At 69.0% G+C, this 26,390-nt stretch carries 23 protein-coding genes; 14 read left to right on the forward strand and 9 right to left on the reverse strand.

What is annotated here, in order from left to right; genetic code table 11:
* Genes IPP98_06890 through IPP98_06920 form a run of 7 tightly spaced genes read right to left on the reverse strand, consistent with a single transcriptional unit; the run spans window position 1 to window position 10,452 of the window.
* On the reverse strand, window positions 1–753 hold the full coding sequence (locus tag IPP98_06890) for a glycosyltransferase family 2 protein (protein ID MBL0178837.1): 753 nt from the start codon (window positions 751–753) through the stop codon (window positions 1–3).
* On the reverse strand, window positions 750–1,670 hold the full coding sequence (gene pdxA / locus IPP98_06895; protein MBL0178838.1) for a 4-hydroxythreonine-4-phosphate dehydrogenase PdxA: 921 nt from the start codon (window positions 1,668–1,670) through the stop codon (window positions 750–752). The genes IPP98_06890 and pdxA overlap by 4 nt, the downstream gene beginning before the upstream one ends.
* The gene (locus IPP98_06900) at window positions 1,661–2,989 is read right to left on the reverse strand and encodes a peptidylprolyl isomerase (GenBank protein MBL0178839.1); all 1,329 of its coding nucleotides are present in this window, start codon (window positions 2,987–2,989) and stop codon (window positions 1,661–1,663) included. Before IPP98_06900 ends, pdxA begins: the two co-directional genes overlap by 10 nt.
* The gene (locus tag IPP98_06905; GenBank protein MBL0178840.1) at window positions 2,986–4,455 is read right to left on the reverse strand and encodes a peptidylprolyl isomerase; all 1,470 of its coding nucleotides are present in this window, start codon (window positions 4,453–4,455) and stop codon (window positions 2,986–2,988) included. The genes IPP98_06900 and IPP98_06905 overlap by 4 nt, the downstream gene beginning before the upstream one ends.
* 34 nt (window positions 4,456–4,489) lie before the next feature.
* Window positions 4,490–7,762: a transcription-repair coupling factor gene (gene mfd, locus IPP98_06910; protein ID MBL0178841.1), complete on the reverse strand. Its 3,273-nt coding sequence runs from the start codon at window positions 7,760–7,762 to the stop codon at window positions 4,490–4,492.
* Window positions 7,763–9,547, reverse strand: coding sequence for a VWA domain-containing protein (locus IPP98_06915; protein MBL0178842.1), 1,785 nt, complete (start codon window positions 9,545–9,547; stop codon window positions 7,763–7,765). It lies immediately after the preceding gene.
* Window positions 9,544–10,452 carry a DUF58 domain-containing protein gene (locus IPP98_06920; protein MBL0178843.1) on the reverse strand — a complete coding sequence of 303 codons (909 nt, stop codon included), beginning with the start codon at window positions 10,450–10,452 and terminating at the stop codon, window positions 9,544–9,546. The genes IPP98_06915 and IPP98_06920 overlap by 4 nt, the downstream gene beginning before the upstream one ends.
* Before the next feature lie 172 nt (window positions 10,453–10,624).
* Between IPP98_06920 and IPP98_06925 the strand changes: the two genes are divergently transcribed.
* Entirely contained in the window at window positions 10,625–12,223 is a 1,599-nt protein-coding gene (locus IPP98_06925) for a M20/M25/M40 family metallo-hydrolase (GenBank protein MBL0178844.1), read from the forward strand.
* A gap of 38 nt (window positions 12,224–12,261) precedes the next feature.
* Window positions 12,262–12,558, forward strand: a complete 297-nt coding sequence (locus tag IPP98_06930; GenBank protein ID MBL0178845.1) for a carboxymuconolactone decarboxylase family protein — start codon at window positions 12,262–12,264, stop codon at window positions 12,556–12,558.
* 58 nt (window positions 12,559–12,616) lie between these two features.
* Here IPP98_06930 and IPP98_06935 read toward each other — a convergent pair whose 3' ends face one another.
* The gene (locus IPP98_06935; GenBank protein ID MBL0178846.1) at window positions 12,617–13,513 is read right to left on the reverse strand and encodes a DMT family transporter; all 897 of its coding nucleotides are present in this window, start codon (window positions 13,511–13,513) and stop codon (window positions 12,617–12,619) included.
* 82 nt (window positions 13,514–13,595) lie between these two features.
* On the opposite strand from IPP98_06935, the gene lepA reads away from it, so the two are divergent.
* The 11 genes from lepA to IPP98_06990 are packed head-to-tail and all read left to right on the forward strand — an operon-like array spanning window position 13,596 to window position 24,014.
* Window positions 13,596–15,395: an elongation factor 4 gene (gene lepA / locus IPP98_06940; protein ID MBL0178847.1), complete on the forward strand. Its 1,800-nt coding sequence runs from the start codon at window positions 13,596–13,598 to the stop codon at window positions 15,393–15,395.
* A 3-nt stretch (window positions 15,396–15,398) separates the two neighbouring features.
* Entirely contained in the window at window positions 15,399–16,226 is an 828-nt protein-coding gene (locus tag IPP98_06945; GenBank protein ID MBL0178848.1) for a glycosyltransferase, read from the forward strand.
* Complete coding sequence (locus IPP98_06950) at window positions 16,195–16,626, forward strand: glycosyltransferase (GenBank protein ID MBL0178849.1); 432 nt, start codon at window positions 16,195–16,197, stop codon at window positions 16,624–16,626. Before IPP98_06945 ends, IPP98_06950 begins: the two co-directional genes overlap by 32 nt.
* Window positions 16,623–17,603, forward strand: a complete 981-nt coding sequence (locus tag IPP98_06955; GenBank protein ID MBL0178850.1) for an ROK family protein — start codon at window positions 16,623–16,625, stop codon at window positions 17,601–17,603. Before IPP98_06950 ends, IPP98_06955 begins: the two co-directional genes overlap by 4 nt.
* Window positions 17,603–18,562, forward strand: coding sequence for a carbohydrate kinase family protein (locus IPP98_06960; protein MBL0178851.1), 960 nt, complete (start codon window positions 17,603–17,605; stop codon window positions 18,560–18,562). Before IPP98_06955 ends, IPP98_06960 begins: the two co-directional genes overlap by 1 nt.
* A complete protein-coding gene (locus tag IPP98_06965; GenBank protein ID MBL0178852.1) occupies window positions 18,562–19,458 on the forward strand; it encodes a hypothetical protein in 897 nt (298 codons plus the stop codon). The genes IPP98_06960 and IPP98_06965 overlap by 1 nt, the downstream gene beginning before the upstream one ends.
* Window positions 19,455–20,000 carry a hypothetical protein gene (locus tag IPP98_06970; protein ID MBL0178853.1) on the forward strand — a complete coding sequence of 182 codons (546 nt, stop codon included), beginning with the start codon at window positions 19,455–19,457 and terminating at the stop codon, window positions 19,998–20,000. The genes IPP98_06965 and IPP98_06970 overlap by 4 nt, the downstream gene beginning before the upstream one ends.
* Complete coding sequence (locus IPP98_06975) at window positions 19,997–21,148, forward strand: PLP-dependent transferase (protein ID MBL0178854.1); 1,152 nt, start codon at window positions 19,997–19,999, stop codon at window positions 21,146–21,148. The genes IPP98_06970 and IPP98_06975 overlap by 4 nt, the downstream gene beginning before the upstream one ends.
* A gap of 21 nt (window positions 21,149–21,169) precedes the next feature.
* Entirely contained in the window at window positions 21,170–21,853 is a 684-nt protein-coding gene (gene ftsE, locus IPP98_06980; GenBank protein MBL0178855.1) for a cell division ATP-binding protein FtsE, read from the forward strand.
* On the forward strand, window positions 21,850–22,719 hold the full coding sequence (locus IPP98_06985; GenBank protein ID MBL0178856.1) for an ABC transporter permease: 870 nt from the start codon (window positions 21,850–21,852) through the stop codon (window positions 22,717–22,719). Before ftsE ends, IPP98_06985 begins: the two co-directional genes overlap by 4 nt.
* Before the next feature lie 26 nt (window positions 22,720–22,745).
* A complete protein-coding gene (locus IPP98_06990; GenBank protein MBL0178857.1) occupies window positions 22,746–24,014 on the forward strand; it encodes a peptidoglycan DD-metalloendopeptidase family protein in 1,269 nt (422 codons plus the stop codon).
* Between the two features lie 9 nt (window positions 24,015–24,023).
* Here IPP98_06990 and IPP98_06995 read toward each other — a convergent pair whose 3' ends face one another.
* A complete protein-coding gene (locus IPP98_06995) occupies window positions 24,024–25,460 on the reverse strand; it encodes a diguanylate cyclase (GenBank protein ID MBL0178858.1) in 1,437 nt (478 codons plus the stop codon).
* A 7-nt stretch (window positions 25,461–25,467) separates the two neighbouring features.
* Here IPP98_06995 and IPP98_07000 point away from each other — a divergent pair, with 7 nt between their 5' ends.
* Window positions 25,468–26,388 (forward strand): deoxyribonuclease IV, encoded by a 921-nt coding sequence (locus IPP98_07000; protein MBL0178859.1) that lies wholly within the window; start codon window positions 25,468–25,470, stop codon window positions 26,386–26,388.
* The last annotated feature ends 2 nt before the right edge of the window (window positions 26,389–26,390 follow it).

A 26,390-nucleotide genomic window follows, 5' to 3' on the forward strand; every position in this document is an offset into this window, starting at 1 on the left:
TCAGGGCCTCCCCACCACATCGTACATGCTCCGATACTTCTTCCGCACCCCGGTGTTGCGCGGCGGGAAGAGATTGAACTTGATGATGTGCCAGAACGCCGCCACGCCGTCCTTCCAGCCGATCTTCTTCCCTTCCTCGTAGGTCCGGCCGCTGTAGGAGATCGGCAGTTCCCAGATCTTGGCGTGGGCCTGTGACAGCCGCGCCGTGAGTTCCGGTTCGAAGCCGAAGCGATCGGTGGTGAGGATCAACTTCTTCATCAGCGGCGCGCGGACGACCTTGTAGCAGGTCTCCATGTCGGTCAGGTTCAGGTCGGTGAACATGTTCGACAGCAGCGTCAGCAGGCCGTTGCCGACCGAGTGCCAGAAGTAGAGCACGCGGTGCGGGCCGCCGAGGAAGCGCGATCCGAAGACGGCATCGGCGTCGCGTTCCTCGATCGGGTGGAGCAGCGTCGGGATCTCGGCGGGGTCGTACTCGAGGTCGGCGTCCTGCACCACGATCACGTCACCCGTCGCCGCCTCGATCGCGGTGCGGATCGCCGCGCCCTTGCCCCGGTTCACCTCGTGGTGTCGCACCGCATCCACCCGGCCCTCGGCGAGCAGTCGGTCGAGGATCTCGCGCGAGCCGTCGGTGGAGCAGTCGTTGACGCAGACGATCTCCTTGTCGACGGGCACGGCGCGGACCTTCTCGATCAGCGTCTCCAGGGTCCGGGCCTCGTTGTAGACCGGGATCAGGATCGACACGCGCAGCGTCATCGAGGCTGGCTCCGTGGGGCAAGAGAAAGGGCGAGGGCGATCGCCGCCCGCATGCTGCCGGCATCCGCGCGGCCGGTCCCGGCGATGTCGATCGCGGTTCCGTGATCGGGCGAGGTGCGCACGAAGGGCAGACCGAGGGTGACGTTCACGGCGTTGCCGAAGGAGGCGACCTTGATCGCCGTCATGCCGACATCGTGATACGGCGCCAGCACGGCGTCGAACTCCCCGCGCATGGCACGGACAAACACCGTGTCGGCCGGCAACGGGCCCGTCGCGCCGAGCCGCTCGGCGGCCGGCACCAGGATGCGCGGCTCCTCGTCGCCGAAGAGCCCCTGCTCGCCGGCGTGCGGATTGAGGGCGCAGAGTGCGAGCCGCGGCTCGGCGATGCCGAATTGCTCCCGCAGCGCGCGCTTGGTGACCTCACCCGTGCGGACGATCTTCTCGGTGGTGAGCAGCAGCGGCACATCGCGCAGCGGCACGTGCGTCGTCACCAGGACCACGCGGAGCCGATCGGAGGCGAGCATCATCGCGACCTCGACGCCGCCGGCGAGTTGCGCCAGCCATTCGGTGTGTCCGGGAAATGGAAAACCGGCCAGATGAAGCGCGTGCTTCTCCGCCGGGCCGGTGACGATCGCATCGACGGCGCCGCTCATGGCGAGCTTGGCCGCCTGTTCCACGGCCCGCCCGGTGATCAGCCCCGCCTCGACGGCGCCCGCGCGCGCCGGCCCCTTCCCTGGGTGCCAGGGGCCGGTGGCGATGCGATGATCGGCGGGGATGGCTTCGACCTGCTCCCGCGCGCCGAGGAGGGTGATCTCGGCGTCGACGCCATCGGCAAGCGCCGCGGCGACGATTTCCGGCCCGATCCCGCGCGGGTCACCAAGGGTGACGGCGAGCCGGGGCCGGCGCGTCACGGCCAGCGAATGTCGACGAAGGTGCGGCGGCGCAGCTCGCTCATGTAGGCGCCGAGGCCGAGTTCGCGGGAGAGGCGGAGGCGGATGTTCTCGCGTACGGCGTCGTAAGTCGCCGGTCCCTCGGGGGTCCGCTCGGTCACCTTCGCGATGCCCCACTTGGTGCGGAGCGGCTGGCCCTGCACTTCCAGCGAGAAGACCCGCGACACCTTCCCTGAGTCGACCCCGACCAGCGCCCCGGCATAGGCCGGCGGGAGCGAGTCGACGTAGATCCCGACGATGTCGCGCTCCTCGGACTGATCGTGGAAGATCCGCTGCAGCGAGTCGAACGACGCCCCGGCAGCAACGAGCGCGGCAATGTTGTCGACCTTGACCTTCGCCGCGAGGGCGCCGGTCGAGTCGATCTCGGGGATGATCAGGATGTGGCGCGCCTGCACTTCGGTCGGCTGCGCGCGGGTCACCTGGATCACGTGGTAGCCGAACGGCGACTTCACGGCGTTGGAGATCACGCCCGGCTTGAGCTGGAAGGCGACCTCTTCGAACTCGCGCACCATGGCACCACGACGGAAGAAGCCGAGGTCGCCGCCGGTCTCGCGGGTCCCGTCCATGCCGAAGCGCTTGGCCGCCGTGGCGAAGTCGGCACCCTTCCGCAGTTCGACGATGATCGAGTCGACCAGCGCCAACGCCTTGGCGTCGGCCTCGGGCGTCGGCTTCGGCGAGACGATGATCTGCCGCAACGACACCGCGGCCGGCCGCATCCCGAGCATCCCCGCCGCCGCAAAGGCGTCGTAGTACGCCCGGACTTCCTTCTCGGTCGGCATCAAGTCCTTCAGGGTGCCCTTCTGCCGGAGGGCCAGCGAGAAGCGCTCGCGGTAGAACTGCTTCCGCTGCTGCTCGATCAGCCACTTCCGGTAATCGTCGACGGTGTTGAAGCCGATACCGCGCATCTCGGCCTCGAACTCGGGCTGCGTCTTGTACTGCCGCCGTTGCTGCGTGAGGACGCCGTCAACCGCCTCGGCGACTTCCTGGTCGGTCACCTGGATGGTGGTGTCGGTGATCGCTTCCTGATACAGCAACTCTTCGTTGATGAGCGTGTCGACCAGCGCGCGCTTGTAGGCCGCCACACCCAAGGAGTCCCGGGGAATCCCCGGGGCCCGATTGGCCTGGTTCTGGAAGAAACGCTCCTCCACCATGGAGAAGAGGATCGGCGCCGTACCAACGACGGCGACGATCCGATCGATCGGCTCGCCCGCCTGGGCGGACAGCCCGCTCACCGCACCCCCAACGAGGGATGCGGCGAGCGTGATGGCAGGGAGCCAGCGCCTCACGGCGTCTTCGGGGCGGGCGTGCTGCCCGGCACCGGCGCAGGACCCGGCGCGGGCTGCACCGCGCCCGGCGGGGTGGCACCCGGCAACGGCCCGCCAGGCATCGGTCCGATCTTGGCGATGGCGAGCTCAACGGCCCGCTTCACGCCGACCTCATTGATGCCGTACTTCGCCTCCCCGCGGAGCGTCCAGGTGACCATCCCCGGCAGGATGCGAAGCGGCGTCTGGTTCGAGGTCATCCGATCGAAGAACTGGTCGACCTTGAGCGCCGCGGCCTTGGAACGATCCGACTCACTCGCCTTCGGATCGATCATGTCGGGCGTCAACTGCATGGCAGCGCGCATCGAATCGATCCCGGCCGTGAAGCGGCTCTTGAGATCGGTCCACTCCGCACTGGTGATTTCAATCTTGTTCTTCTCGGCGTCCTTCAGCAGCAGCGAGCTCTCGGTGAGGCTCTTCACGAACTGCACCAACTGGCTATCCTGCGCCGCCTTCATCTGCCCGATCAACTGCCGGCCCATGGTCGGATCGGCCGACGCGCCCATCGTCCAGTGGAGGAAATCACCGACGGTGAAACTGCCGCCCTTGTAACTGACGAGCTTCCCCTTGTCGGCGCGCTGTGCGTCCATCGCGTCGAGAGCAGCCCGCATCTTCGCAGCGGCATCCGGCGCCACCTCGAGCTTGAACTCCTTGTTCAGATCGGCAAAGTAGGTCGAGTCCATCGAGCGCATCTGCAGCTGCTGCGCCGACGACGCCAACCGCGGTGTCGCCTCCTCGGCGGTCGGGTAGCGCAGGATGTGGTAGCCATAGTTCGTGGTGACCACGCCGCTGATCTCGCCCGGCTTCAGCTTCCAGCCTGCCTCGCTGAATTCCGGCGCCCAGGCCGTCCGCTCCGCGGGCGGCAGGTAGCCGTCATCCTGCGCCGAGACCGGGTCCTGCGAGTTGGCCTTGGCCAGTGCGGCGAAGTTGGCGCCACCCTTGGCCTGCGCCAGCAACGCCTCGATCCGCTTCTTCGCCTTCGCCTTGTAGGCGTCGCTCGAGTCCTGCGTGAGGATCAGGATGTGCTGGTGCACGCGCGTGACGCCGGCCTTGTAGATCGAGTCGGCGACCTTCGGGTCGACCTTCGTCCGACGCGCGACGAGCGAGTCGTGGTAGTGCGAGGCGCGGAGCGAAGAGATCTCCGGCCAGAGCGCCGACGCGATGAAGGTCGAGTCGACGGCGAAGTTGTCCTTCGCGACCCGCTGTGCGAACAGGGTGTAGTCGACCCAGAGCCCGGCGATGAAATCGGCCGCCTCAGCGGTCGGCGCCTGCCCCTTCGCGGTGGCAAGAATGTCGGACACGCGCGTGGCCGCGAGTTCCTGACCAGCCGCCTTTGCCACCACGTCCGGGTGCGCGGTGAACGCCCCGCCATCTCCGCACCCGCTACCCAGGATGGCGACTGCCGCCACCAGCACCATTGAACGACGCATCGGACTCCTCATCTTGTGGAAGATCGTCGGTGACTTACACCGCCACCTGACGCAAAGCGCGGACGAGGGAGGGCACCAACCCCTCCCCGCCGAGCCGAACAAGCCGCAACGACAGGGGCACCGTGCGGCGCACCTCGGCGGCCAGCTGGACATCGTCCAGCGCCTGCGTAAGCCCGGCCATCCGCGGGGTCGCCCCCTGCCGGAAGGTGAGTCGAGCTTCATCCCCGCGGACCAGCACGTGCTGGAGCCCCAGCACCGCGCCGATGGCCCGCAACCGGCCCATGTCGAGCAGCGCGTCGGCCTCCGGGGGAAGGGGGCCGAACCGCTCGCGCAGTTCCGCCCGCAACTCATCAATGTCGCCCGGAGCCGACGCCCGCGCCAGTCGGCGGTAGAGGTCCAGCTTGGTCTCGTCGTCCGGAATAAAGGCGTCCGGGAGGTGCGCCGGGACGTCCAGGACCACATCCGGCGGCTGGGGCGCGTCGCCCCCACCCCGGCCCCGCATCGCGGTGACCGTTTCCTCGAGCCAGCGCATGTAGAGGTCAAAGCCGACGGCGTGGGCATGCCCGGACTGCTCGGACCCCAGGAGATTGCCCGCCCCGCGCAGCTCCAGGTCCTTCAGGGCGATCCGGTACCCGGCCCCCAGATCGGTATGATGCTCCAGCACCTTCAATCGTTCCTCGGCCGAGGAATCGATCGTATCCGGGACCACCAGATAGCAATACGCCCGGCGGTGCGACCGGCCGACCCGCCCGCGAAGCTGGTAGAGTTGTGCCAATCCGAAACGATGGGCGTCGTGGACGATCATCGTGTTCGCGTTCGGCACGTCCAGCCCCGACTCGACGATCATCGTGGAGACGAGGATGTCCACTTTTCCCACCACAAACTGCTGCATGACGTCTTCGAGTTCATCGGCGGCCATCTGACCGTGCCCGACCGCCACCGTGGCGCGGGGGGCCAGCGCCCGGATGCGCGCGGCGATCGTCTCGATCGTCTCGATCCGGTTGTGCACCACGAAGACCTGCCCGCCGCGGTCCAGCTCGCGCGCCATCGCCTCTTCGAGCAGCCCGTCGTCCCACGGCTCGACGAAGGTCAGGATCGGCGAGCGGTCGCGCGGCGGCGTCTCGATGACCGTCATGTCGCGCAGGCCGGCGAGCGAGAGGTGGAGCGTCCGCGGAATCGGCGTCGCGGTGAGCGTGAGCACGTCGACGGCGAGGCGCAGCTGCTTGAGCCGTTCCTTGTGCTTGACGCCGAAGCGATGCTCCTCGTCGACGATCAACAAGCCGAGGTCCTTGAAGAGCACATCCTTCGACAGCAGTCGGTGCGTCCCGATCACGATATCGAGCCCGCCCTCGGCGAGCTTGAGCACCGTCTCCTTCTGCTCCTTGGCGGTGCGGAAACGCGAGAGCGCCTCGACCGTGACGGGATAGTCGGCGAGACGATCGGCAAAGGTCCGGAAATGCTGTTCGGCGAGAATGGTGGTGGGGACCAGCACCGCGACCTGCTTGCCACCCTGCACCGCCTTGAACGCGGCGCGCACCGCGACTTCCGTCTTGCCGTAGCCGACGTCGCCCACCAGCAGCCGGTCCATCGGGAGCGGCCGCTCCATGTCGCGCTTGATGTCCTCGGTGGCCTTCCGCTGGTCGGGCGTGTCCTCGTACAGGAAGGAGGACTCGAGCTCGCGTTGCCAGCGGGTGTCCGGCGGCGCCGGATAGCCGGCGTGCACCGTGCGGCGGGCGTAGAGGTCGAGCAGGTCGGCGGCCATCGCCTGAATCGCGTGGCGCGTCTTCTCGCGCACCTTCTTCCAGATCGTGCCACCGAGTCGATGGATCTTCGGTGGTGGGCGGTCGCCGTCGTCGCCGGCCGCACGGTAGCGCTCCACCTGATCGAGCCGATACAGCGGCACGTTCAGGCGGTCGCCACCTTCGTACTCGAGGATCGCGACCTCGATCATCCCGCCATCGACCGTCAGCGTCTGGATGCCGCGGTAGACCCCGATGCCGTGTTCGAGGTGCACCACGTAATCGCCGAGCGAGAGCGCCCCGGTGACGGTGTTCGGCGCGGCCTGCCGATACCGGCGCGTGCGGCGGAGGCGGCGCGCGCGGCGGAAGATTTCGTGATCGGTCAACACGCGCAGCGTCGGCATCACGAAGCCACCGTCGAGTGCGCCGACCACCAGCGTGCATCCCGAGGGCCGGAAGCCATTCTCTTCGAGGAGCTCGTCGAGTCGCTCGCGCTGCCCTTCGTTGTCGCAGAGGATCAGCGTGGGCGTGCCGTGGCCGAGGAGGCCGCGCAGGCGACCGAGGTCGCGGTCGACGCGCTCCGGCGGGAAGAAGCCGAGCTGCACATCGGCGGGATCGTCGCGGAGGAGCAACCGCGCGAACGACTCGCGGCGCGTCTTCCACGCGGCCGGGTCGAGGAAGAGATCGCTCCGCGGCGGCGTCTCCTCGCCGAGGCGCCGCGCGATCTCCAGATGGTGCTCCGCCTCGCGCCAGGCGCGCTCGACTTCTTCCTCGTCGGGGTGCGAGGCATCCTCGATCAGCAGCGCGTCGGAGGGGAGCAGGTCGAGCAGCGACTTCCGTTCGACCGGCCCCGTGTCCACCAGCGGAATGCGCATCGCGGCCGACGAAATCGGCAAGACGGTGAGGTCGGGCAACTCGGCGCCGGAGCGCTGCGTGGTCAGGTCGAACGCACGCAGTGATGCGATCTCGTCGCCCCACCATTCGAGGCGGGCCGGCGACGCCATGCCGAAGCCGTAGAGGTCGACGATGCCGCCCCGCACCGAGAACTCCGCCACCTCGGCGACCGTCGGCACCCGGCGGTATCCCATCGCCTCGAGCGACTCGACCAGCGTCCCCATCGGTTCCGTGGCGCCCTGCACCAGCTGCAGGCGCATCGCCGCGAGCGCGGCGGGCACGGCGGTCCGCTCGGCCGACGCGCGCGCCGTCGTGACCAGGACACCCAGTTCGCCGCGGAGCAGTGAGGCGAGCGTCTCGATCCGTTCGCCGGCGATTTCGTAGTGGGGCTCGTCCTCGCCGAGCGCTTCGCGCTGCGGGTAGAGCGCCACACCGGCGCCGGTCAGTGCCGTGAGGTCAGTGACCCAGCGTTCGGCATCGGAGGGAGTCGTCGCCATGATGACGACGAGGCGACCGGCGCCGACGCGCTCCGTCAGCCACGTCGCGAGCACCGCGCCGCTGGAGCCGGGGAGGCCACCGAGACGGACGGCTTTGCCGCGCGCAGGAAGCCGCTCCGCCAGGGCACGAACCGTGGCGCAGCGGTCAAAGGCATCGAGGATCGGACGAAGCGACATTCAGTTCCGTTGGCCGGCGCGGCTGGCCAAGCCGACTTCCGCGCAGACACAGAGAAGCGCAAGGAGGAGCAGGGCACCACGCAGGTCCCCTCGCCCTCCGGCGGCGAAAGCTCGCGAGGGACCGTCGGTCAATCCGCTGACCGTGGTAGCTCCCCAGAGCGAGCGCACCGAACCATCGACGGCCCGCGCGAGATCCGATTCTCGCGGGTCGAGGACAACCGATACGGCGCCCAAGGTATCCTCGCCGACGAGCAGGTGGTACACCCCAGCCATTTCCGGGCTCCAGAAGGCGCCCCCCTCGACTCGCTCCAGGCGCCCCGCCCGCGTCACCGCGGTGACCCGATCGGGGACCCGAATCGGCACCCCCGCCACGGCGTCGGGCAGCAGGAATTCGCCGCGGATGGCCCGGCTCAACAGGGCATCGAGGAACGGGACGAACGCCGTTCCCAGCGGGAGCGTGGTCCAACTCGGCTCCAGCCGGGAGCCCAACAGCAGCAGGTCGCCGGAGCGCACCACCCAGGGCTCGCCAGCCACCGTGGCCAGCACTTCGCCCCCCGGGGCGGCGGGTTCGAGTCGGACGCGCTGTGTGATCGCCTCGCGGCTGGGGAGGAGCATCCCGCTGTCGCTCCGTTCCTCCCCCTGGACGGTACCACCATACCGCCACGCGGCACCGCGGGCGGCGAGGCGACGATTGAGGGCCCCGAGCATCGCCAGATCGGCCGGCGGCGTCACCACACTCGGTCCGGCCCCCAACTCACCGACGACGACACCGCCCCCGACGGTCACTCGTCGATCGGCAACCAGCACGGCGAGCGCCGCGTCGAGGAAGCGATCGCCCGCCGTCCATCGCACCGAGGCCGGCGGGGCCACGCGCAACGACGCGGTGCGCTCGTCGTCGGCACGGAATTCATCCGGCGGCAGCGCCGCCCGGAGCGTGGTCCAACCGGTCGCCACGCCCACCACGCGTTCCGCCACGGGAATGCCCGGTACCACCAGGAGGTCGCGCGGTGCGCGGTTGCCGACGGTGAACGCCAGTGGCACCGCGGCCGTGTCGCTGCCGCTCACCGAGAGCGTGACGACCCCACCATCGGGGCCCCACGGCTGGGCGCTCGCCCCGAGCATCGCGAGGCGACGATTGCGCGGCGGGGCGGTTTCCGGGTGCAGCACGAGCACCGGGACGTCGCCGACGTCGGCCGTCACCGCGTTCTGTTGCAGGTCGCTGACCACCACGACCTCGCCCGGCCGCTCGGAGCGAGCCACCAACTCGCGCGCCTCGCGAACCGCAGCACCGAGATCGAGGCGGCTCGCGGTCGAGCGCAACGCGGCGAGGCGTTCCCGCAGTTGCGCCGGTGAGCCGGGGATCGCCGGGCCGGTGGCGGTGCGCAGCCAGAGTCGATCGGTCGGCGTCGCCCGATCGAGCACGGCGTCGGCGGCGGCGCGCAATGCAGTCAGCAGCGGTTCACCATCGACCACGACGCCACTGCTCGCCGAGTTGTCGACCACCAGCACCAGCGCGCTGGGGGCGTGGCTCCCGAAGGCACCGCGGGTAAGCCGCATCCCCGCCGCCGCGAGGACCGTGGCGAGGATGAGCAGCGTCCGCGCGATCAGCAGCAACAGGTGACGCAGCTCGGCGCGGCGACGATGATCGCGGGTGGCGTCGGCCAGGTACTGCACCGCGGGGAAGGCAACTTCTGGCGGCTCATGCCGCCGCACGAGGTGCAAGAGGATCGGGAGGGCCGCGGCGGGGAGCGCCAGCAGGAACCACGGCGCTGCGAATCCGATCATGCCGAGAGCGCGCGCTGCAACGCGGGGCCGAAGGGAAGGTCCGTCGGCACCAACGCGTACCGCACGCCAGCCGCACGACAGGCGGTGCCCCACGCGCGCACCACGCCACGCACCGTTTCGCGGTAGGCGTCGCCCCAGTCACTCGGCGCCAGCGTCACGGCCTTGCCACTCTCCGGATCGCGAAAGCGGGTCTCATCACCACGCGCGAGATCGAGCTCGGCGGGATCGGCCACGTGGATCACCAGCACCTGGTGGCCGCGATGCCGGAGGAATCGCAACGCCTTCAGCGTCAGATCGCGATCGAGCAACAAGTCGGAGATCAGCACCACCATCCCGCGACGGCGCAGTGCGCCAACCACTTGGGTGAGCGCGACATCGGCCGCCGTCCCCTGCCCCGGTGCCGTCGCGGCGAGCGCATTCGCAAGCATCGGCCACTGCCCCGCGCGGACGCGTGCCGGCAGCATCGTGCGCACCGCTTCGTCGAAGGTGACCAGTCCCGTCGCGTCGCGTTGCCGGAGCAACACCATCGCCAGCGCCGCCGCGAGCCGCGTGGCGTAATCGAGCTTGGTCAACCGCAGGGGGTCGCCGCGCCACGCCATCGAGGCGGAGGCATCGACGACCAGCATGGCGCGAAGATTGGTCTCTTCTTCGAATTGCTTGAGGTAGAGGCGATCGGTCCGGCCGAGCAGCTTCCAGTCGACATACCGCGGGTCGTCGCCCGGCTGATACTGCCGATGCTCGGCGAACTCGACCGAGAAGCCGCGCCGCGGTGAGCGGTGGAGGCCGGCGAGGTAGCCCTCGACGATCCCTTCCGTGACCACTTCAAGCCCACCGAGGCGGGCCACCTCGGCAGGCTGCAGGAGATCAGGGCGGGGAGCGCGCAACGTACCGGCGGGAGGCTTCATCCGAAGCGGAACGTAGGACTGGCCGCAAGGGGCGTCAACGCACGGGCCACACTGGCACCCAAAGCCGGCCGCGGCCGTAGGGGCGCTGTCCGTGGTGATATCTTCATCGCCGATCGCTCGTCACTGTTGAGAATCCGTTCCCGACGTTGAACCCTCGCGTGGAGTTTCCAGCATGCACCGTTTGTCGATCCGCATGGCCGCGCTCGCGGCGCTGATCCCCGCCCTGCTCACCGCCCAGTCGCCCAAGCAGATCGCCGAGGCGGGGAAGTTGATCACCCCGGCCAAGGTGCTGCAGCGCATCTCGGTGATCGCCGATGACTCGATGGGCGGCCGCAACACGCCGAGCACCGGGCTCGAGAAGACGGCGCAGTTCCTTGCCGACAACTACAAGGCGTGGGGCCTCAAGCCCGCCGGCGACAACGGCACCTACTTCCAGCGCTATCCGATGGTGAAGAAGCGGATCGATCCGGCGGCCTCGTACTTCGAGGCCAACGAGGGCGGTCAGGTCACCCGCTATCCGTTCGGGCCGCTCGTCTACGGGACCGGCGCCACTGCGGCACCGGTCACGGCGAACGTGGTGATCGTCGCCGGCACGGTGACGCCGGCCGACATCGAGGCGTCGACGCTGCTGAAGGGTGCCGTGGTCGTCCTGGTGATGGACAACGCCAAGGCCGTCGCCTGGAACAACGTGAACCGCGCCGTCTTGGCGAAGCAGCCGGCGGCCATCGTGCAGCTGACCAACGCGGACGCGGCCGCCTTCGCCGCCCGGCGCACGGCGGCGAGTGCCGGCCGCTATTCCGTCGAGACCTCCAACCCGCGGCCGGTGATCCCGACGATCGTGATCCACGACTCCGCCTTCAACGCCACCGGCGGCGCCAATCGCCCCGACTGGAACGAGATGCGTCAGTCCCCGGGCCCGGTGTTCCTCCCGGCGCCGGCCGAGATCTCCGTGACGGTGAATCTCAAGGAAGAGGTGCAGGAGCGGGTGATGGTGCCGAACGTCGTGGCCATGGTCGAAGGGTCGGACCCGAAGTTGAAGGCCGAGTACGTCGTCTTCTCGGGGCACATGGACCATGTTGGCACCGCAGGCGACGGTGTCGGTGGCGCGAATGATTGCGTCCCGATCAAGCGGCAGGATGGATCAATGGACAACATCTGCAACGGTGCCGACGACGATGCCTCCGGCACCACCGGGCTGCTGATGGTCGCCGAGGCCTGGGCCAAGCTGAAGGTCAAGCCGAAGCGCTCGCTGGTCATCCTGAACGTCTCGGGCGAAGAGAAGGGGCTGCTCGGCTCGGCGTGGTACGCCGACCATCCGACCGTCCCGGAGGCGCAGATCGTGGCGAACGTGAACATGGACATGATCGGCCGCAACGCCACTGACTCGATCGTCGTGATCGGCAAGGAGCATTCGGACCTCGGCGTGACGCTCGCCGGCGTGCAGAAGGCGCACCCGGAGCTCAAGCTGGTCGCGGCCGACGACATCTGGCCGGATGAGCGTTTCTACAGCCGCTCCGACCACTTCAACTTCGCGCGGAAGGGCGTGCCGGTCCTCTTCTTCTTCAACGGGACCCACCCGCAGTACCACCGCCCGAACGACGAAGTGCCGCTGATCGACACGAGCAAGCTGGCCCGCGTGGCGCAGCTCGGCTTCTACTTCGGCGTCAACATCGCCAACACGGTGGCGCGTCCGAAGTGGAACCCCGACTCGTACCAGCTGATCGTCGTCGAGCAGAAGACCCCGCCGGCCACGAAGCGCCCCACGCCGTGAGCAGCTCGATCGACGAATTCAACGCCTTCCGCACGAGGATGAACGACGTCATCCTCGGCGCGGGGAACCTGACCATCAACCGCTTCTTCGCGCTCGACAATCGCGCGTACGAAGCGGGGGCCCTCGGGACCAAGCAGAAGGAGATGCTCGGCCTCGTGGCGTCGATGGTCCTCCGCTGTGACGACTGCATCACCTACCACGTGGTCCGCTGCCACGAAGAGGGCGTCACGCGGGAGGAGTTCCTCGAGATCTTCTCGGTGGGATTGGTCGTCGGCGGGAGCATCGTGATTCCGCACCTGCGGAGAGCGATGGAGAAGCTGGAAGCGTTGTCGTAGCACCAGACTCCGATGACCGATGATCGATCATCGATGATCGATCATCGATCATCGGCTGTTATCCCTCCGCCGGTACCCCGCCCTGCCGCGTCATCAGCACGCCCGACACGATCAGCACGCCGCCGGCCAGGTGGATCAAGCCGGGGCGTTCGCCGAGGCCGACGATCGCGATCGCCGTCGCGACCAGCGGCACCAGGCAATTGAAGACCACGGTGCGCGCGGCGCCGAGCTTGGCGACGCCGCGGTTCCAGAGGATGTAGGCGGCGACCAGCGAGAGGAGCGCCGCGTAGAGGATGCCGCCCCACCCGGCCCACGAGACGCGCGCCCAGTCGGTGCGCAGCAGCTGCGGGATGCCGAGGAGGACGAGGCCCGGCGTGCCGGTGTACATGGTCCAGGCGGTGAGGCGGAGGGAGGAGATGGGGATCTGCCAGTGCCGGAGCAGCAGCGTGTACACGGCCCAGGTGACGATGGCACCGAGGAGCATGGCGTCGCCGGCCGTGAAGCCCTCGCCGAGCGTGCCGCCGCGCGCCGTGACCACGATCACCACGCCAATCGTGGCGAGCAGCACGGCGAGGCGCTGGCGGACGGTGGTGGTCTCGATCCCCAGGAGCCAGGTCGCGAGGATCACGATCGCCGGCATCCCGGCGAGAATCAGCGAGCTCTTGGTGGCGGAGGTGCGGGCCAGCCCCTCGATGAAGCAGAGCTGGTAGAAGGTGTTCCCGACCACACCGAGCCAGACGAGCTTCTTCGCCGCCCCCGGCGGGAGGGGCGCCGGGGCCGGTTCCACCACCCGCAGGATCGCCCAGAGGACCGCCGTGGCCAGCAGGAACCGGAGTGCCGTGAAGGCCAGCGGTTCGATCTGGGCGAACGCCAGCTTCGTGGCGGTGAAGTTCCCGCCCCAGAAGAGGGTCACCAGCAGCATGCCGGCGGAGGGGGAGAGGCGGGGGGTGGTCATGGCCCCGAATATAGGCCGGAATCGATGATCGATCATCGATCATCGATCATCGATCTTGGCCCCCCCTCTCTTATATTGCCGCATGGACCAGTCTCATATCCGCAATTTCTGCATCGTCGCCCACATCGACCACGGCAAGTCCACGCTGGCGGACCGGCTGATCGAACTCACGGGCACCGTTTCGAAGCGGGAGATGCGCGAGCAACTCACCGACACGATGGACCTCGAGCGCGAGCGCGGGATCACCATCAAGCTCAACGCCGTGCGGATGATGTACGACGCCGCCGACGGGGCGGAGTACGCCCTGAACCTGATCGACACCCCGGGCCACGTCGACTTCACCTACGAGGTGTCGCGATCACTGGCCGCCTGCGAGGGCGCCATCCTGGTGGTCGATGCCTCGCAGGGGATCCAGGCGCAGACGCTCTCCAATCTCTTCCTCGCACTCGACGCGGGGCTCGAGATCATCCCGGTGCTGAACAAGATCGACCTCCCCGGCGCCGAGCCCGAGAAGCGCGCCCAGGAGATCATGGCGCTGATCGGGTCCAAGCGCGAGGAGATCCTCGCCGTCTCGGCCAAGGACGGCACCGGCGTCCCCGAACTCCTCGAGGCGATCGTCGCGCGCATTCCGCGGCCGCGTGGCGACACCACCGCGCCGTTCCGCGCGCTGATCTTCGATTCGTACTACGACCGCTACCGCGGCGCGATCCCCTCGATCCGCGTGGTCGACGGTGAACTCAAGAGCGGGATGAAGATCGCCTTCGGCGCCCACCCCGACGACGTCTACGAGATCGACTCGGTCGGCCACCTCGCGCTCGGCCAGCGCACGGCACCGGTGCTGCAGGCCGGCGAGGTCGGCTACTTCATCGCCAACCTTCGCAACGTCCGCGATGCCCGCGTCGGCGACACCGTGCTCGACGCGACGCGCAAGGCGTCCGAGCTGCTGGCAGGCTATCGCGAGGTCCGCTCGATGGTCTTCGCCGGCGTCTACCCCGCCGACGCTGCCCAGTACGAGGACCTGCGCGACGCGCTCGAGAAGCTCTGCCTCAACGACGCCTCGCTGCAATACGAGCCGGAAAGCTCGACGGCCCTGGGCTTCGGCTTCCGCTGCGGCTTCCTCGGCCTGCTCCACCTCGAGATCGTGCAGGAACGCCTCGAGCGCGAGTTCAACCTCGACCTGATCACCACCGTCCCGACGGTGGAGTACCACGTCTTCAAGACCGATGGCGACATGGTCGCGGTCGAGAATCCGAGCGACCTCCCCGACGTGGCCAACATCAGCCGCATCGAGGAGCCGTACGTGAAGGCGCGCATCATGGCACCGACCGAGTACATCGGCGGCATCATGAAGCTCGGGCAGGAGCGGCGCGGCGACTACCACGGCATGACCTATCTCGACACCGCGCGCGTGGAGTTCTCCTTCTCCTTCCCGCTCGGCGAGATCGTGCTCGACTTCTACGACAAGCTGAAGTCGGTCTCCCGCGGCTACGCCTCGCTCGACTACGAGATGGACGGCTTCCGCGCCTCGCCCCTGGTGCGCCTCGACATGCTGATCAATGGCGACCCGATCGACGCCTTCTCGGTGATCATCCACAAGGACAAGGCGTACGAGTGGGGCCGCAAGCTCGCCGAGAAGTTGAAGGAACTGATTCCGCGGCAGCTCTTCGCCGTGGCGATCCAGGCGGCGATCGGGCAGAAGGTCGTCGCGCGCGAGACGATCTCGCCGATGCGGAAGGACGTCCTCGCGAAGTGCTACGGCGGCGACATCACCCGGAAGCGGAAGCTCCTTGAGAAGCAGAAGGAGGGGAAGAAGCGGATGAAGCAGGTCGGCAGCGTCGAGATCCCGCAGGAAGCCTTCCTCGCGGTCCTTCAGGTCGAGTAGCGATTGTCCGGTCTCCCGGCGACGGCGCGCATCGGCTTCGACGCGGTTCGCGCGCTCCGGAACAGCACCGGACTCGGCAACTACGCCCGTCACCTGCTCCGCGGCCTGCACGACGCGGCACCCCAGCTGGCGCTGCACCTCTACGCCCCGCGTCCGGCACGGCCCCCATTCGCGGGACTGTCCGCCGAACTGGGCGCCACGCTCCACCTGCCGCCGGCGCCGTGGCAGCCGATCGGGTTGCGGGCGATCTGGCGAACCACGCGCCTCGGACGGACGGCGGCGCGGGATGGTATCGCGCTCTACCACGGCCTGACCCACGAGATCCCGCGCGACCTTCCCGCGACCGGCGTCCCGTCCGTCGTCACGATCCACGACCTGCTCTTCCACACGCACCCCGAGCTCTTTTCCGCGATTGATCGGCGCAGCTATGCCTGGCGCTATCGCTGGAGCATCGAACACGCGACGGCACTGCTGGCCGTCTCGACCCACACGCGGGATGAGCTCCAGCAACTGCTCGGCGTCCCCAAGCGCGGATCGCGGTGGTCCCGCCGGCCCGTGACCCCGCTTCGCCGTGCGTGCCTCGGACGCCGATCGAGCCGCGACGCGCGCGCGCCACGGCGTGCCGACAGAGTATCTGATCGCGGTCGGCACCTTCGAGCCCCGGAAGAACCAGCGGCTCGCGCTGCAAGCCCTCGCGGCATTGCCGACGGACGCCCCGCCGCTGGTGCTGGTGGGTCGCGACGGTGGCAGCGAGTCCGCCCTCCGCGAGGAGGCGCGCACGCTCGGGGTGGCGAGTCGGGTGCGATTCCTCACCGACGTCACCGCGGATGAGCTCCCGTCGCTGCTCCAGGGGGCGACGCTGGCGCTTTACCTCTCCCGCGCCGAGGGATTCGGCATGCCGGTGGTCGAGGCGATGAGCGCGGGCGTGCCGGTGGTCATCGCCAATGGCCCGCACCTCCGGGACGCGGGCGGCGATGCGGCGGTCCCGGTCGCCCCGGACGACCCGGCGGCGCTGGCTGCCGCGATCCTCGGGCTGCTCGAATCCAGCGACCACCGGAGCGCGGCCATCGGCGCCGGGACGCGGCATGCTGCGACTTTCGACACGCCCGCGCTGGCGCGACGGCTCCTCTCGGTCTACGATGCAGTAGTCTCGGGCGGTCCGCTCCCGGACGGACCCGACACGCACCTGCCGGCTGCCACCCCCAGACCCCCGTTGGAGACCACCCTGTGAAGTGGGTTCTCGGCATTGACATTGGTGGCACCAATCTCGTCGTCGGGGCCGTCGCCGCCGATGGCTCGCGAGTCATCGGCGACCACGCGCGGCCGACCGATCCGAGTCGGGGCCCGGACGCGATCGTCCAGGATCTGACCGAAATGGGACGCCAGACCTTTGCCGCGCTCGAGGCCGCCGTGCCCGGCGCCGAGGTGCTCGGCATCGGCGTCGGTGCCCCCGGACCACTCGACACGCGCGCCGGCGTGGTCCTGCTCACGCCAAACCTCGGCTGGGTGAACATGCCGCTGCGGGCCAGGCTGGCCGAGGGGCTGGGCCTCGTCACCGCGCTCGACAACGACGCCAACTGTGCCGTCCTCGGCGAAGCGTGGGTCGGCGCGGCGCGCGGCGGCACGCACGTGATCGGCATGACCATCGGGACGGGGATCGGCGGCGGGATCGTCCTCAACGGCAAGCTCCATCACGGCGCGTCCGATTGCGCGGGCGAGATCGGCCACGTGACCATCGACCTCGACGGCCGACGCTGCGGCTGCGGCAACTACGGCTGCCTCGAGGCGTATGCCTCGGGTCCGGCGATTGCCCGCCGAGCCGTCGAGCAGGTCGAATCGGGTTCCGAGAGCATCCTCTCCGAGTTGGTCGGGGGCGACCTGAGCAAGGTCACTGCCGCCACGGTGTACGAGGCGGCGAAGCAGGGCGATGCCGTCGCCGACGAGGTCGTCCGCACCACGGCACGCTATCTCGGGACCGGCGTGGCCAACCTGCTGAACATCTTCAATCCCGACCTGGTCGTGATCGTCGGCGGCGTCACCCAGGCCGGCGAGAATCTCTTCGAGCCGCTCCGCCGCGAGGTGGCGCGCCGCGCCTTCAAGCCGGCGGTCCAGGCCTGCCGAATCGTCCCGGGTGAACTGGGCGGGTTGGCCGGGGTCTATGGTGCCGCGCGCGCCTTCCTGAACCAGCGCGAGCAGGGACTGCTCTGATGCCACGCGTCGGTGTGCTCGGTTCCCTCGTCTGGGACGAGATCCACGGCCGAGACCCACTCGCCGCGCCAGTCGAGGAGTGGGGCGGGATCGCCTACGCGCTGGCTGCGATGGACGCCGCGCTCCCGGCGGACTGGGAGATGGTGCCGCTCATCAAGGTGGGTGCCGATCTCGCACCGAAGGCTGCCGAGTTCTACCGCTCGCTGCAGCGGCTCGCCCCCGGCACGCGTCCGATTGAGGTGCCGGTGCCGAACAATCGCGTCACCCTGCGCTACGAGTCGACCGACCGACGCTGCGAGCAGATGGCCGGCGGCGTCCCCGGTTGGACCTGGCCCGAGCTCGGCCCGATGGTCGCCGACCTCGACGCGCTGTACGTCAACTTCATTTCCGGATTCGAGTGCTGCCTCTTCACGGCGCAACAACTGGGGCACGGCTTCACGGGGCCCATCTACGCAGACCTGCACTCGCTCTTTCTTGCCAAGGGCAGTGACGGCATGCGCTCGCTGCAACCGTTGCCCGATGCCGCGGCGTGGCTGGGCTGTTTCGATTGCGTGCAGCTCAATGAGGATGAGATGCTGCAGCTCGCCGCCGATCCGCTGGTCGTGTCGGCCGAGGCGCTGCGTGCGGGCGTGTCGCTGCTGACGGTCACGGTCGGCCCGCGTGGTGCGATCTACGTGGCGCGGCCGGGGTTCGATCGGCTCGCCGACCTCGGCAACGCGTCGCTTGCTGCGGCCGGCGGTGCCGTGCGCACGGCGCTGCTCGCCCCGCCAGCGGTCGATGCCATCGACCCGACCGGATGCGGCGATGTGTTCGGTGCGACCTGCTTCGCCCATCTCCTGGCCGGCGACGATGTTGCCGGCGCGGTGACGGCAGCCAATCGCGCTGCTGCGCGCAACGCCGCCTTCCGCGGCGCCACCTTCCTGGCCCGCCAGCTGCGCGGCGACCTGGTGCTCGCCTGATGCATGTCGTCCCGGTACCCGCCTTTCTCGATGATCGCAGCCTCGATCACCTCGCGGCGCAGTTGCCGCCGTGGCCACCCGAGGGCCGACTGCTGGTCGACGCCCACGCGACTGAATGGTCGTCACCGGCCGGCTTCACCGCCCTCCTGACGCTGGGGCAGTCGCTGGCCGAGCTCGGAGCGCCGAAGCCGCGACTCACGCTGCCGGGCAACGACAGCGTCGCCTCCTATTGGGCCAAGGCCGGCTTTCTCCATCACGCCGATGCCCTCTTCGAGCTGCACGGCAAGGTGCCGCGCCGCCGTCCCGATGATGCGAGCGAGACGCTGCTCGATGTGACGCCGATTCGCGAATCGAAGGATGTCCACGAAGTGGTGGGACGGATCAACGAGCGCTCGACCCAGATCCTCAAGCGCGAGCTCGACCTCGAGGCCAGCGTCGTCGGCGGCTTCGGGCAGTCGCTCTCGGAGACCTGCCAGAACATCACCGAGCACGCCGGCACCGGCGGCTGGGTGGCGGTGCACGTCTACAACTTCCGCAAGCGACTCGGCCGCAAAGCGGTCGTCATCGCCGTGAGCGATGCCGGCATCGGCTTCCGCCGGTCGCTCGAGGCCACACAGGCCAAGCGCTTCGGCGATCGCTGGGGCGACGGCCTCGCGATCGAGACGGCGCTGATCCACAACATCTCCCGCTTCCGCGATCCGGGCCGCGGACAAGGACTTGCCGGCACCAAGCGCTACCTCGCGCGCTGGCAGGGAAAGATCTCGATCCGTTCCGGCACCGCGCGCGTCTGCATCCCGCAGCCGTGGGATGATGAACCGCCGATGTCGGAAGGGCTCGCGTGGTTCCCCGGCTCGCAGGTCACCATCATCATCCCGGCCCGCGAGATGGCAGGATGAGCGCGGTCATCCACCTCGAGCGGCTGTTGCACGAGACGATCGCCACGCCGTACTCCGACCTCGTCACGCGCCCCACCGGGGCTGCCGTGCGCCAGCGCGTGTTCGACGCGCTGCGTGAAGCCGCAGGGCAGGACGCCCAGCTCGACTTCTCAGCGGTCGGGCTGGTCGATTTCTCCTGCGCCGACGAAGTGGTGGCCAAGCTGCTCAATCAGTTGGCACAATTGCCGATCCTCCGACTGGGACTGCGCGGCCTGCGCGAGGACCACGCCGAGGCGATCGAGAATGCGTTGCACTGCCACGGCCTCGCGGTGGTGGCGCTCTTTGCCGACTCGCCTCGCCCACGACTGCTTGGCCGCGTCCCGGACGACTGGCGCGAGGTCTTCGCCGTGCTGGGCGATCTCGGTCGCGCCGCGCCCCCGCCGGTGGCCGAGCGGTTGGCCTGGCCGGCGGCCCGCGCCCACGACGCACTGGCCGCGCTCGCCCAACGGGGCTGCCTCCTCGCGCACCCCGACGACACGTACGAACTGGGAGCCGTCGCATGACCACGCCACGCTTGGGGCCGTCCACGATCGCGATCCACGGGGGCAAGCCGCATCGCGGTGCCGACTGGACCCCGGCCGTGACGCCGATCTATCAGAGCGCCACCTTTCGCAATCCGCTCGGCAGCGACGCGGAGGTGCTCTACACGCGCTACGGCAACAACCCCAATCAGCTCGAACTGGCCGCGCGGTACGCCGCCCTGGAAGGCGCCGAGGATGCGCTCTTCCTGGCCAGCGGCATGGCGGCGACGGCCTTGGCCCACCTCGCCGTCCTGCGCCCCGGCGACCACCTCCTCGCCTCGCGCTGGATCTACGGCGGCACCCGGGTCCTGTACGACACCGAGTTCGCCCGCCTCGGCATCGAGGTGACCTACATCGATCCCGACAAGCCGCGCGAATGGCGCAAGGCGATCCGCCCCACGACTCGCGCGATCTTCGTCGAGGCGCTGACCAATCCGCTGATGCGCGTCGTCGACGTCCCGGCGATCGCCAAGATCACCAGCGAACACGGCCTCGCGTTGCTCGTCGACGCGACCTTCTGCTCGCCGGTCATGTTCCGGCCGCTGGAGCACGGCGCCGACATCGTGATCACCAGCGCCACCAAGTACCTCAATGGCCACAGCGACATCATTGCGGGCGCGATCGCCGGCACGTCGGCCGTGATCGAAGAGGTTACCCGGTTGATGCGGTTGTGGGGACCGGCGATCGACCCGCACGCGGCCTGGCTGACGGAGCGCGGACTCAAGACGCTCGGGCTCCGCATCGAGCGCCACCACACCAACGCGCTGGCGGTGGCCCAGTGGGCCGCCGGCAGGCCGGAGTTCAGCGCGGTGCACCACCCCGGGCTGGTGACGCACCCCGACCATGAGCTCGCGACGCGGCTCTTTCAGGGGTACGGCGGCATGGTCGGGCTGGTGCTCGAGGGCGGCACGGCGGCCACGCAACGATTCCTCTCCCATCTCCGCCTGGTCACGCACGCCCCGTCATTGGCGGGCGTCGAATCGCTCGTCTCCGAACCGCGCCTCACCTCCCACAAGGCCCTTGGTGCCGAAGAGCGCGCCGCGCTGGGCATTCCGGATGGCTTCCTGCGCCTCTCCTGCGGCTGCGAGGACACCGATGATCTACTGGCCGACCTTGCCGGCGCCCTGTAGGGTGCCCACTATCTTTCCCTCGTGATCCGCTTCACGAAGGTCGCCAAGAATTATCCCAACGGGACCGGGCCCGCCCTCGCGGACGTGACCTTTCACGTCGCGCGCGGTGAATTCGTCTTCCTCACCGGGCATTCCGGCGCCGGCAAGTCGACGCTGCTGAAGCTCATGTACGGTGGCGAGCAGCCGAGCAGCGGCGATGTCCGCGTCTCGGGCTTCCACATCGGGGCGCTCAAGCGCGATGAAGTCCCGCGCCTGCGCCGGCGCCTCGGGATCATCTTCCAGGACTTCGGCCTGCTGGAGGACCGGACCGCCAGCGAGAACATCGCCTTCGCGCTCGAAGTGACGGGGACGCGCGCCGACGTGATTCCCGCGCGCGTCACCAAGGTGCTCGCGCAGGTCGGCCTGCTCCACAAGGCCGAGGCGTTCCCGCGCGAACTCTCCGGCGGCGAGCAGCAGCGCATCGCCATCGCCCGGGCGCTGGTCAACGACCCGCCGGTCCTCCTCGCCGACGAGCCCACCGGCAACCTCGACGAGCGCGCGACGCGCGGCGTCTTCCAGCTCCTCACCGACATCAATGCGCAGGGCACCGTGGTGGTGATGGCGACCCACGACCTCGACCTGGTCCGGATGGGTGGGCAACGCACCCTCGAACTGCGCGACGGCAAGCTGGTCTTCGACTCCGGCAGGGACGGGGGCCCGGGATGAAGCTGCTCTGGCGCGAAGCGCTGCTGGCCTTCCAGCGGACCCGCACCCTCTCGGTGCTGTCCATCACCACCATTGCCTTTGCCCTCTTCGTCACCGGCCTCTTCGGCCTCGTGGCCCTGAACCTCCGGTCGGCGCTGCGCAACGTCGCCGAACGCGTCGAGGTGGTCGCGTTCGTCTATCGCGGCACGCCGTCGCAGCAGCTGACGGTGGCCAGTTCCGACATCGCCGCGTTCCCCGAGGTCCTCGAGGTCCGCTACGTCTCCGAGGAGGAGGCCCTCAGCGCCGCCCGGCGTGACCTGGTCGAGTTCCAGGAGGCCTATCAGGACCTCGAGATCAACCCGCTCCCGCCCTCGCTCGAAATCCGACTCCGACCCGAGTTCCGCGATGCGGAGCACGCAGGCGAGGTGGCCGAGCGGCTGCGCGGCTTCGAGTTCGTCGAGGACGTGCGCTATGGTCGCGACTGGGTCGAACGCCTCGACGCCCTGCGCCAAATCGCGGCCTTCGTCGGCCTCGCGATCGGGCTGGCCTTCGCGCTCGTGAGCATCGTGATCATCGGCGTCACCATCCGGATGACGGTGCTCCACCGTGCCCGCGAGATCCGGATCATGCGGCTCGTCGGTGCCACCGACTGGTTCATCCGCGGCCCCTTCCTGCTCGAGGGGATCATCAAGGGTCTCGTCGGCGGGATCATCGCCTCCATCCTCTGTGGGGCGGTCTTCGGCGCCTTCGCAGCGGGCCAGTTCGGCCTCGGCATGGGCCTGACCTTCTTCGGCCCGCTCGACGTGGTGCTCCTCCTGCTCTTCGGGATGCTGCTCGGGCTCACGGGCTCGCTCGTGAGCGTGGGTCGGCACCTGAAGAAGGTGTGAGAACGATGATCGATGATCGATGGTCGATGATCGATCAACCCGGCCGCGGTGCGCAAGGTGATCGCGCCTCCCGCGTATCGGTCATCGATCATCGATCATCGATCATCCTCGCGTACGTACTCGCGTTCATGGTGCTGTGCTCGGCTTCGCTCGCCGCCCAGGCCAACCCCGACCTCGAAGCCTCCCGCCGCCGCCTTGACCAGATCCGGCAGGAGCGCGAGCAGCTCCAGCGGCAGCAGCAACGCATCACCGGCCAGGTAAGCGACGTCGGGGCGGCGCTCCGCAACATCGAACGGCAGCGCGACGCCACCACGCGGCTGGTGAGCGAGATCGAGAAACAGATCGGCGGACTCGGCTCGCAGCTGGAACGCTCCGCCGCCGAGATGACGCTGGCCCAGGACAACCTGGCCGACCGGAAGGCCGTATTGCGGCGCCGGCTCGCCGACATCTACAAACGCGGCCCGCTCTACACCTTCCAGGTGCTGCTCGCCGCGGAGTCGTTCGGCGACCTCCTCACCCGCTACAAGTATCTCTACCTCACCTCGCGCCAGGACCGCGCCCTCGTCGGCGACGTCGAGCGACTGACCAAGCGGGTCAGTGGGCAGCGCAGCGAGCTGCTCGGCATCCGCACCGAGCTGGACCGCCGTCGCGACGAGCGCGAGGCCGAGCTCGAGCGTTTCGCGAATCTCGCCGACGAGCGACAGGCCCAGCTCAAGACGCTGCAGCGCTCCTCGGCGCAGACTCAGCAACGGCTGACCACCCTCGAGCGCGACGAGGCCCGCGTCAACGACCTGCTCGCCTCGCTGGAACGCACCCGGCGCACGACGGAAGCCAATCGTGCCGCGCGCCCCGGCGCCGTCGCGCCGGTGCCATCCGGCCGCAACCTCTCGACCGCCGACCTCGGCAAGCTCGAGTGGCCGGTGGAAGGCAACATCCTCTTCGAATTCGGGCGGGACACGCTGAAGAACGGCGGGGTCGTGCGGAATCAGGGGATCGGGATCGGTGCGCCGGTGGGGACGCCGGTGAAAGCCGTCGAAGCGGGGACCGCGGTGTTGGTGCGCCGCCTGTCGACCTACGGCCTCTCGGTCTTCGTGCAGCACGGTGACGGCTACTACTCGCTCTACATGCAGTTGCAGAGCGCGTCGGTGACGGAGGGGCAGCAGGTGACGCGGGGGCAGGTGATCGGCGCGGTGGGTGGCGCGAATTCGGATCGGGGGCCGCACCTCTACTTCGAGATTCGCGGGGAGCAGCAGATCGCGCTCGATCCGCTCGTCTGGCTCCGCCGGAGGCGATAGTCGCCGCGCTCAGGCGGCGCTGCCGATCCGGTCGACGTCCTGTCCCTTCCCCTCGAGCAGCGCCGCTTCGACCCGGGCAAAGAGATCTTCCGGCCGATGGACTCCGGGGTGCGGATAGACGGCAACGCCAGCCGTGAGGCGGCAACGCACGCCGAGCTGGAGTTCGCCGAGTCCGGCCGAATCGAGGCGTTCCCGGATCCGATGCACCGTGTCCCGCGCCCCGACCAGATCGGTCTCGGGCAGCAACAGCAGGAATTCTTCGCCGCCATAGCGGGCGACGAAGTCGGGAGCGCGCAGTTCGCGCTGGAGCAAGCGGCCGAGGTCGGCCAGGACGCGGTGGCCGCCGTCGCGGCCGAGGCGCTCGTTGATCACGCGCATGCCGTCGACGTCGAGCAGCACCAGCGCGAAGGTGACATCGTAGCGGCGCGCGCGATCGAACTCCTCCCGAATCCGTCGATCGAGCGCATCGAGGGTGCCGCAGCCGGTGAGCGGATCGACGTGGGCCGTGATCGCCTGCCGGCGCACGATCGCGCCGCGTCGCTCCTCGGTCTCGAGGAGGCGGGCGGTCGCCGCGACGGCCAGTTCGGTAAATTCCACCTGCCCTGGCGTGAGCGGAGGCGCGCCATGCCGCGCGCGCAGGACGACCGAACCGACACTGCGTCCCATCGGGCGGAGCGGGATCGCCGCCGTGCTGATGAGATCGGTCGGCGGCGCGATCACCCCGGGCCGCGGCGTGCTCCGGAATAGCGGGCTCTCGCGAACGTCGCGCAGGTAGCAGGTCAGCCCGGACGCCGCCGCGGCGACGGCTTCCGGCCACTTCTCGAGTTCCACGTCGGCGTCGCGAAGTTTCGGCAAGTCCGTCGCCGCGATCAGCCGCCCACCGGCCGCCTCGGGATGGTGGAGCAGGCAGCTGACCGAGGCGAGGTCCAGTGACCGTGCCAGGCCGTGGACGAGGGCGTGCAGCATATCTTCGCGATAGAGTTCGGTCGCGACGAGCTGCAGCAGTTCGAAGAGCCGGAGATCGTGGCCACGGCCCTGGGATTCGCTCCCGCGCGGCGCCACCAGGCGGGCGCGCAGTCGGGCGACCAACTGCCGTCCCTCGAGCGGAAGCAGGATCGCCTCGTCGGCACCCGCCTCCGCCGCGCGCACCAGGTCGGTCGGATCGTCGCTGGAAATGAGGCAGATGATCTGGGCACCGCTGCGGCGAGCCGAGCCGAGCGCATCGATCATTTCGCGGCCACCGAGCGCGAGCGAGCGGCAGGTCGCGAGGACAAGGGCGGGACGGTCTTCCGGCAGCGCGCGGACATCGGCCGCCTCCGCCACCTGGAAGCCGGCCCGCACCAACTCGCCTTCGAGCCCGATGGGACGCTCGTCGGGCGAGCCGACCAGCACCACCAACGGCCGCGGTCCGGTACTCCGGGCCACACCCGCCAACAGCTGAGGCAAGGGATCAATGCGCAAGATATCCGACACGGAACCTCGTACCGAAGGGATGGTGGCCGAGGCCGTGGGCCGCCCAGGGGAATTGCTGGGCGCCCACGTCTCGACCCAAGGCGGCCCAGCCACTGCCCCGGGCCGCGGGGCGGCGATCGGGGCCACGGCACTCCAGCTCTTCACCAAGACCCCGAACATGTGGCGGGAACCTGTGGTGACGCCGGAGATTGCCGCCGCGTTCCAGCGTGCGAGGGCTGAGCATCCTGTCGGGGCGATCGTTTCGCACGATTCGTACCTGATCAACCTCGCCTCCCCAGACCCCGACCTCCGGGCCAAGTCCCTGGCGGCGTTTTCCGGTGAACTGACGCGTTCCCAAGCACTTGGCCTTGAGGGGATCGTCTCCCACCCGGGGAACTACATCGACGACCACGACGCCGGACTGGAGCGGAATGCGGCAGCGATCACGGAAGCCCTCCGTGCCGTCCCCGGCGAGGTCATGGTCTTCCTGGAGACCACGGCCGGCACCGGGACGGTATTGGGACGGTCATTCGAGGAGCTGAGGGACATTCGGGCTTTGATCGGGTCGGATGTCCGCGATCGCGTCGCCTTCTGCGCCGACACCTGCCACCTGTACAGCGCCGGGTACGACCTGGTGAACGACTTCGACGGGGTCTGGGCGGCCTGGGACCGGATCATCGGCCTGGCACACCTCCGCTGCCTGCACCTGAACGACTCGAAGAATCCCTTCGCCTCGAAGAAGGACCGGCACGAACTGATTGGCGACGGCTCGCTCGGCACCGAGCCCTTCCGGCGAATCATGACGGACCGCCGCTTCGTGGCGATCCCCAAGCTGCTGGAGACACCCAAGGGCGATGACGACGAGGTCACCAACGATCGCCGCATGCTGGGGCTGCTCCGTTCCTTCCGGGAACCGAATTGACC

Source organism: Gemmatimonadota bacterium (genome assembly GCA_016720805.1).
Taxonomy (GTDB): domain Bacteria; phylum Gemmatimonadota; class Gemmatimonadetes; order Gemmatimonadales; family GWC2-71-9; genus Palsa-1233.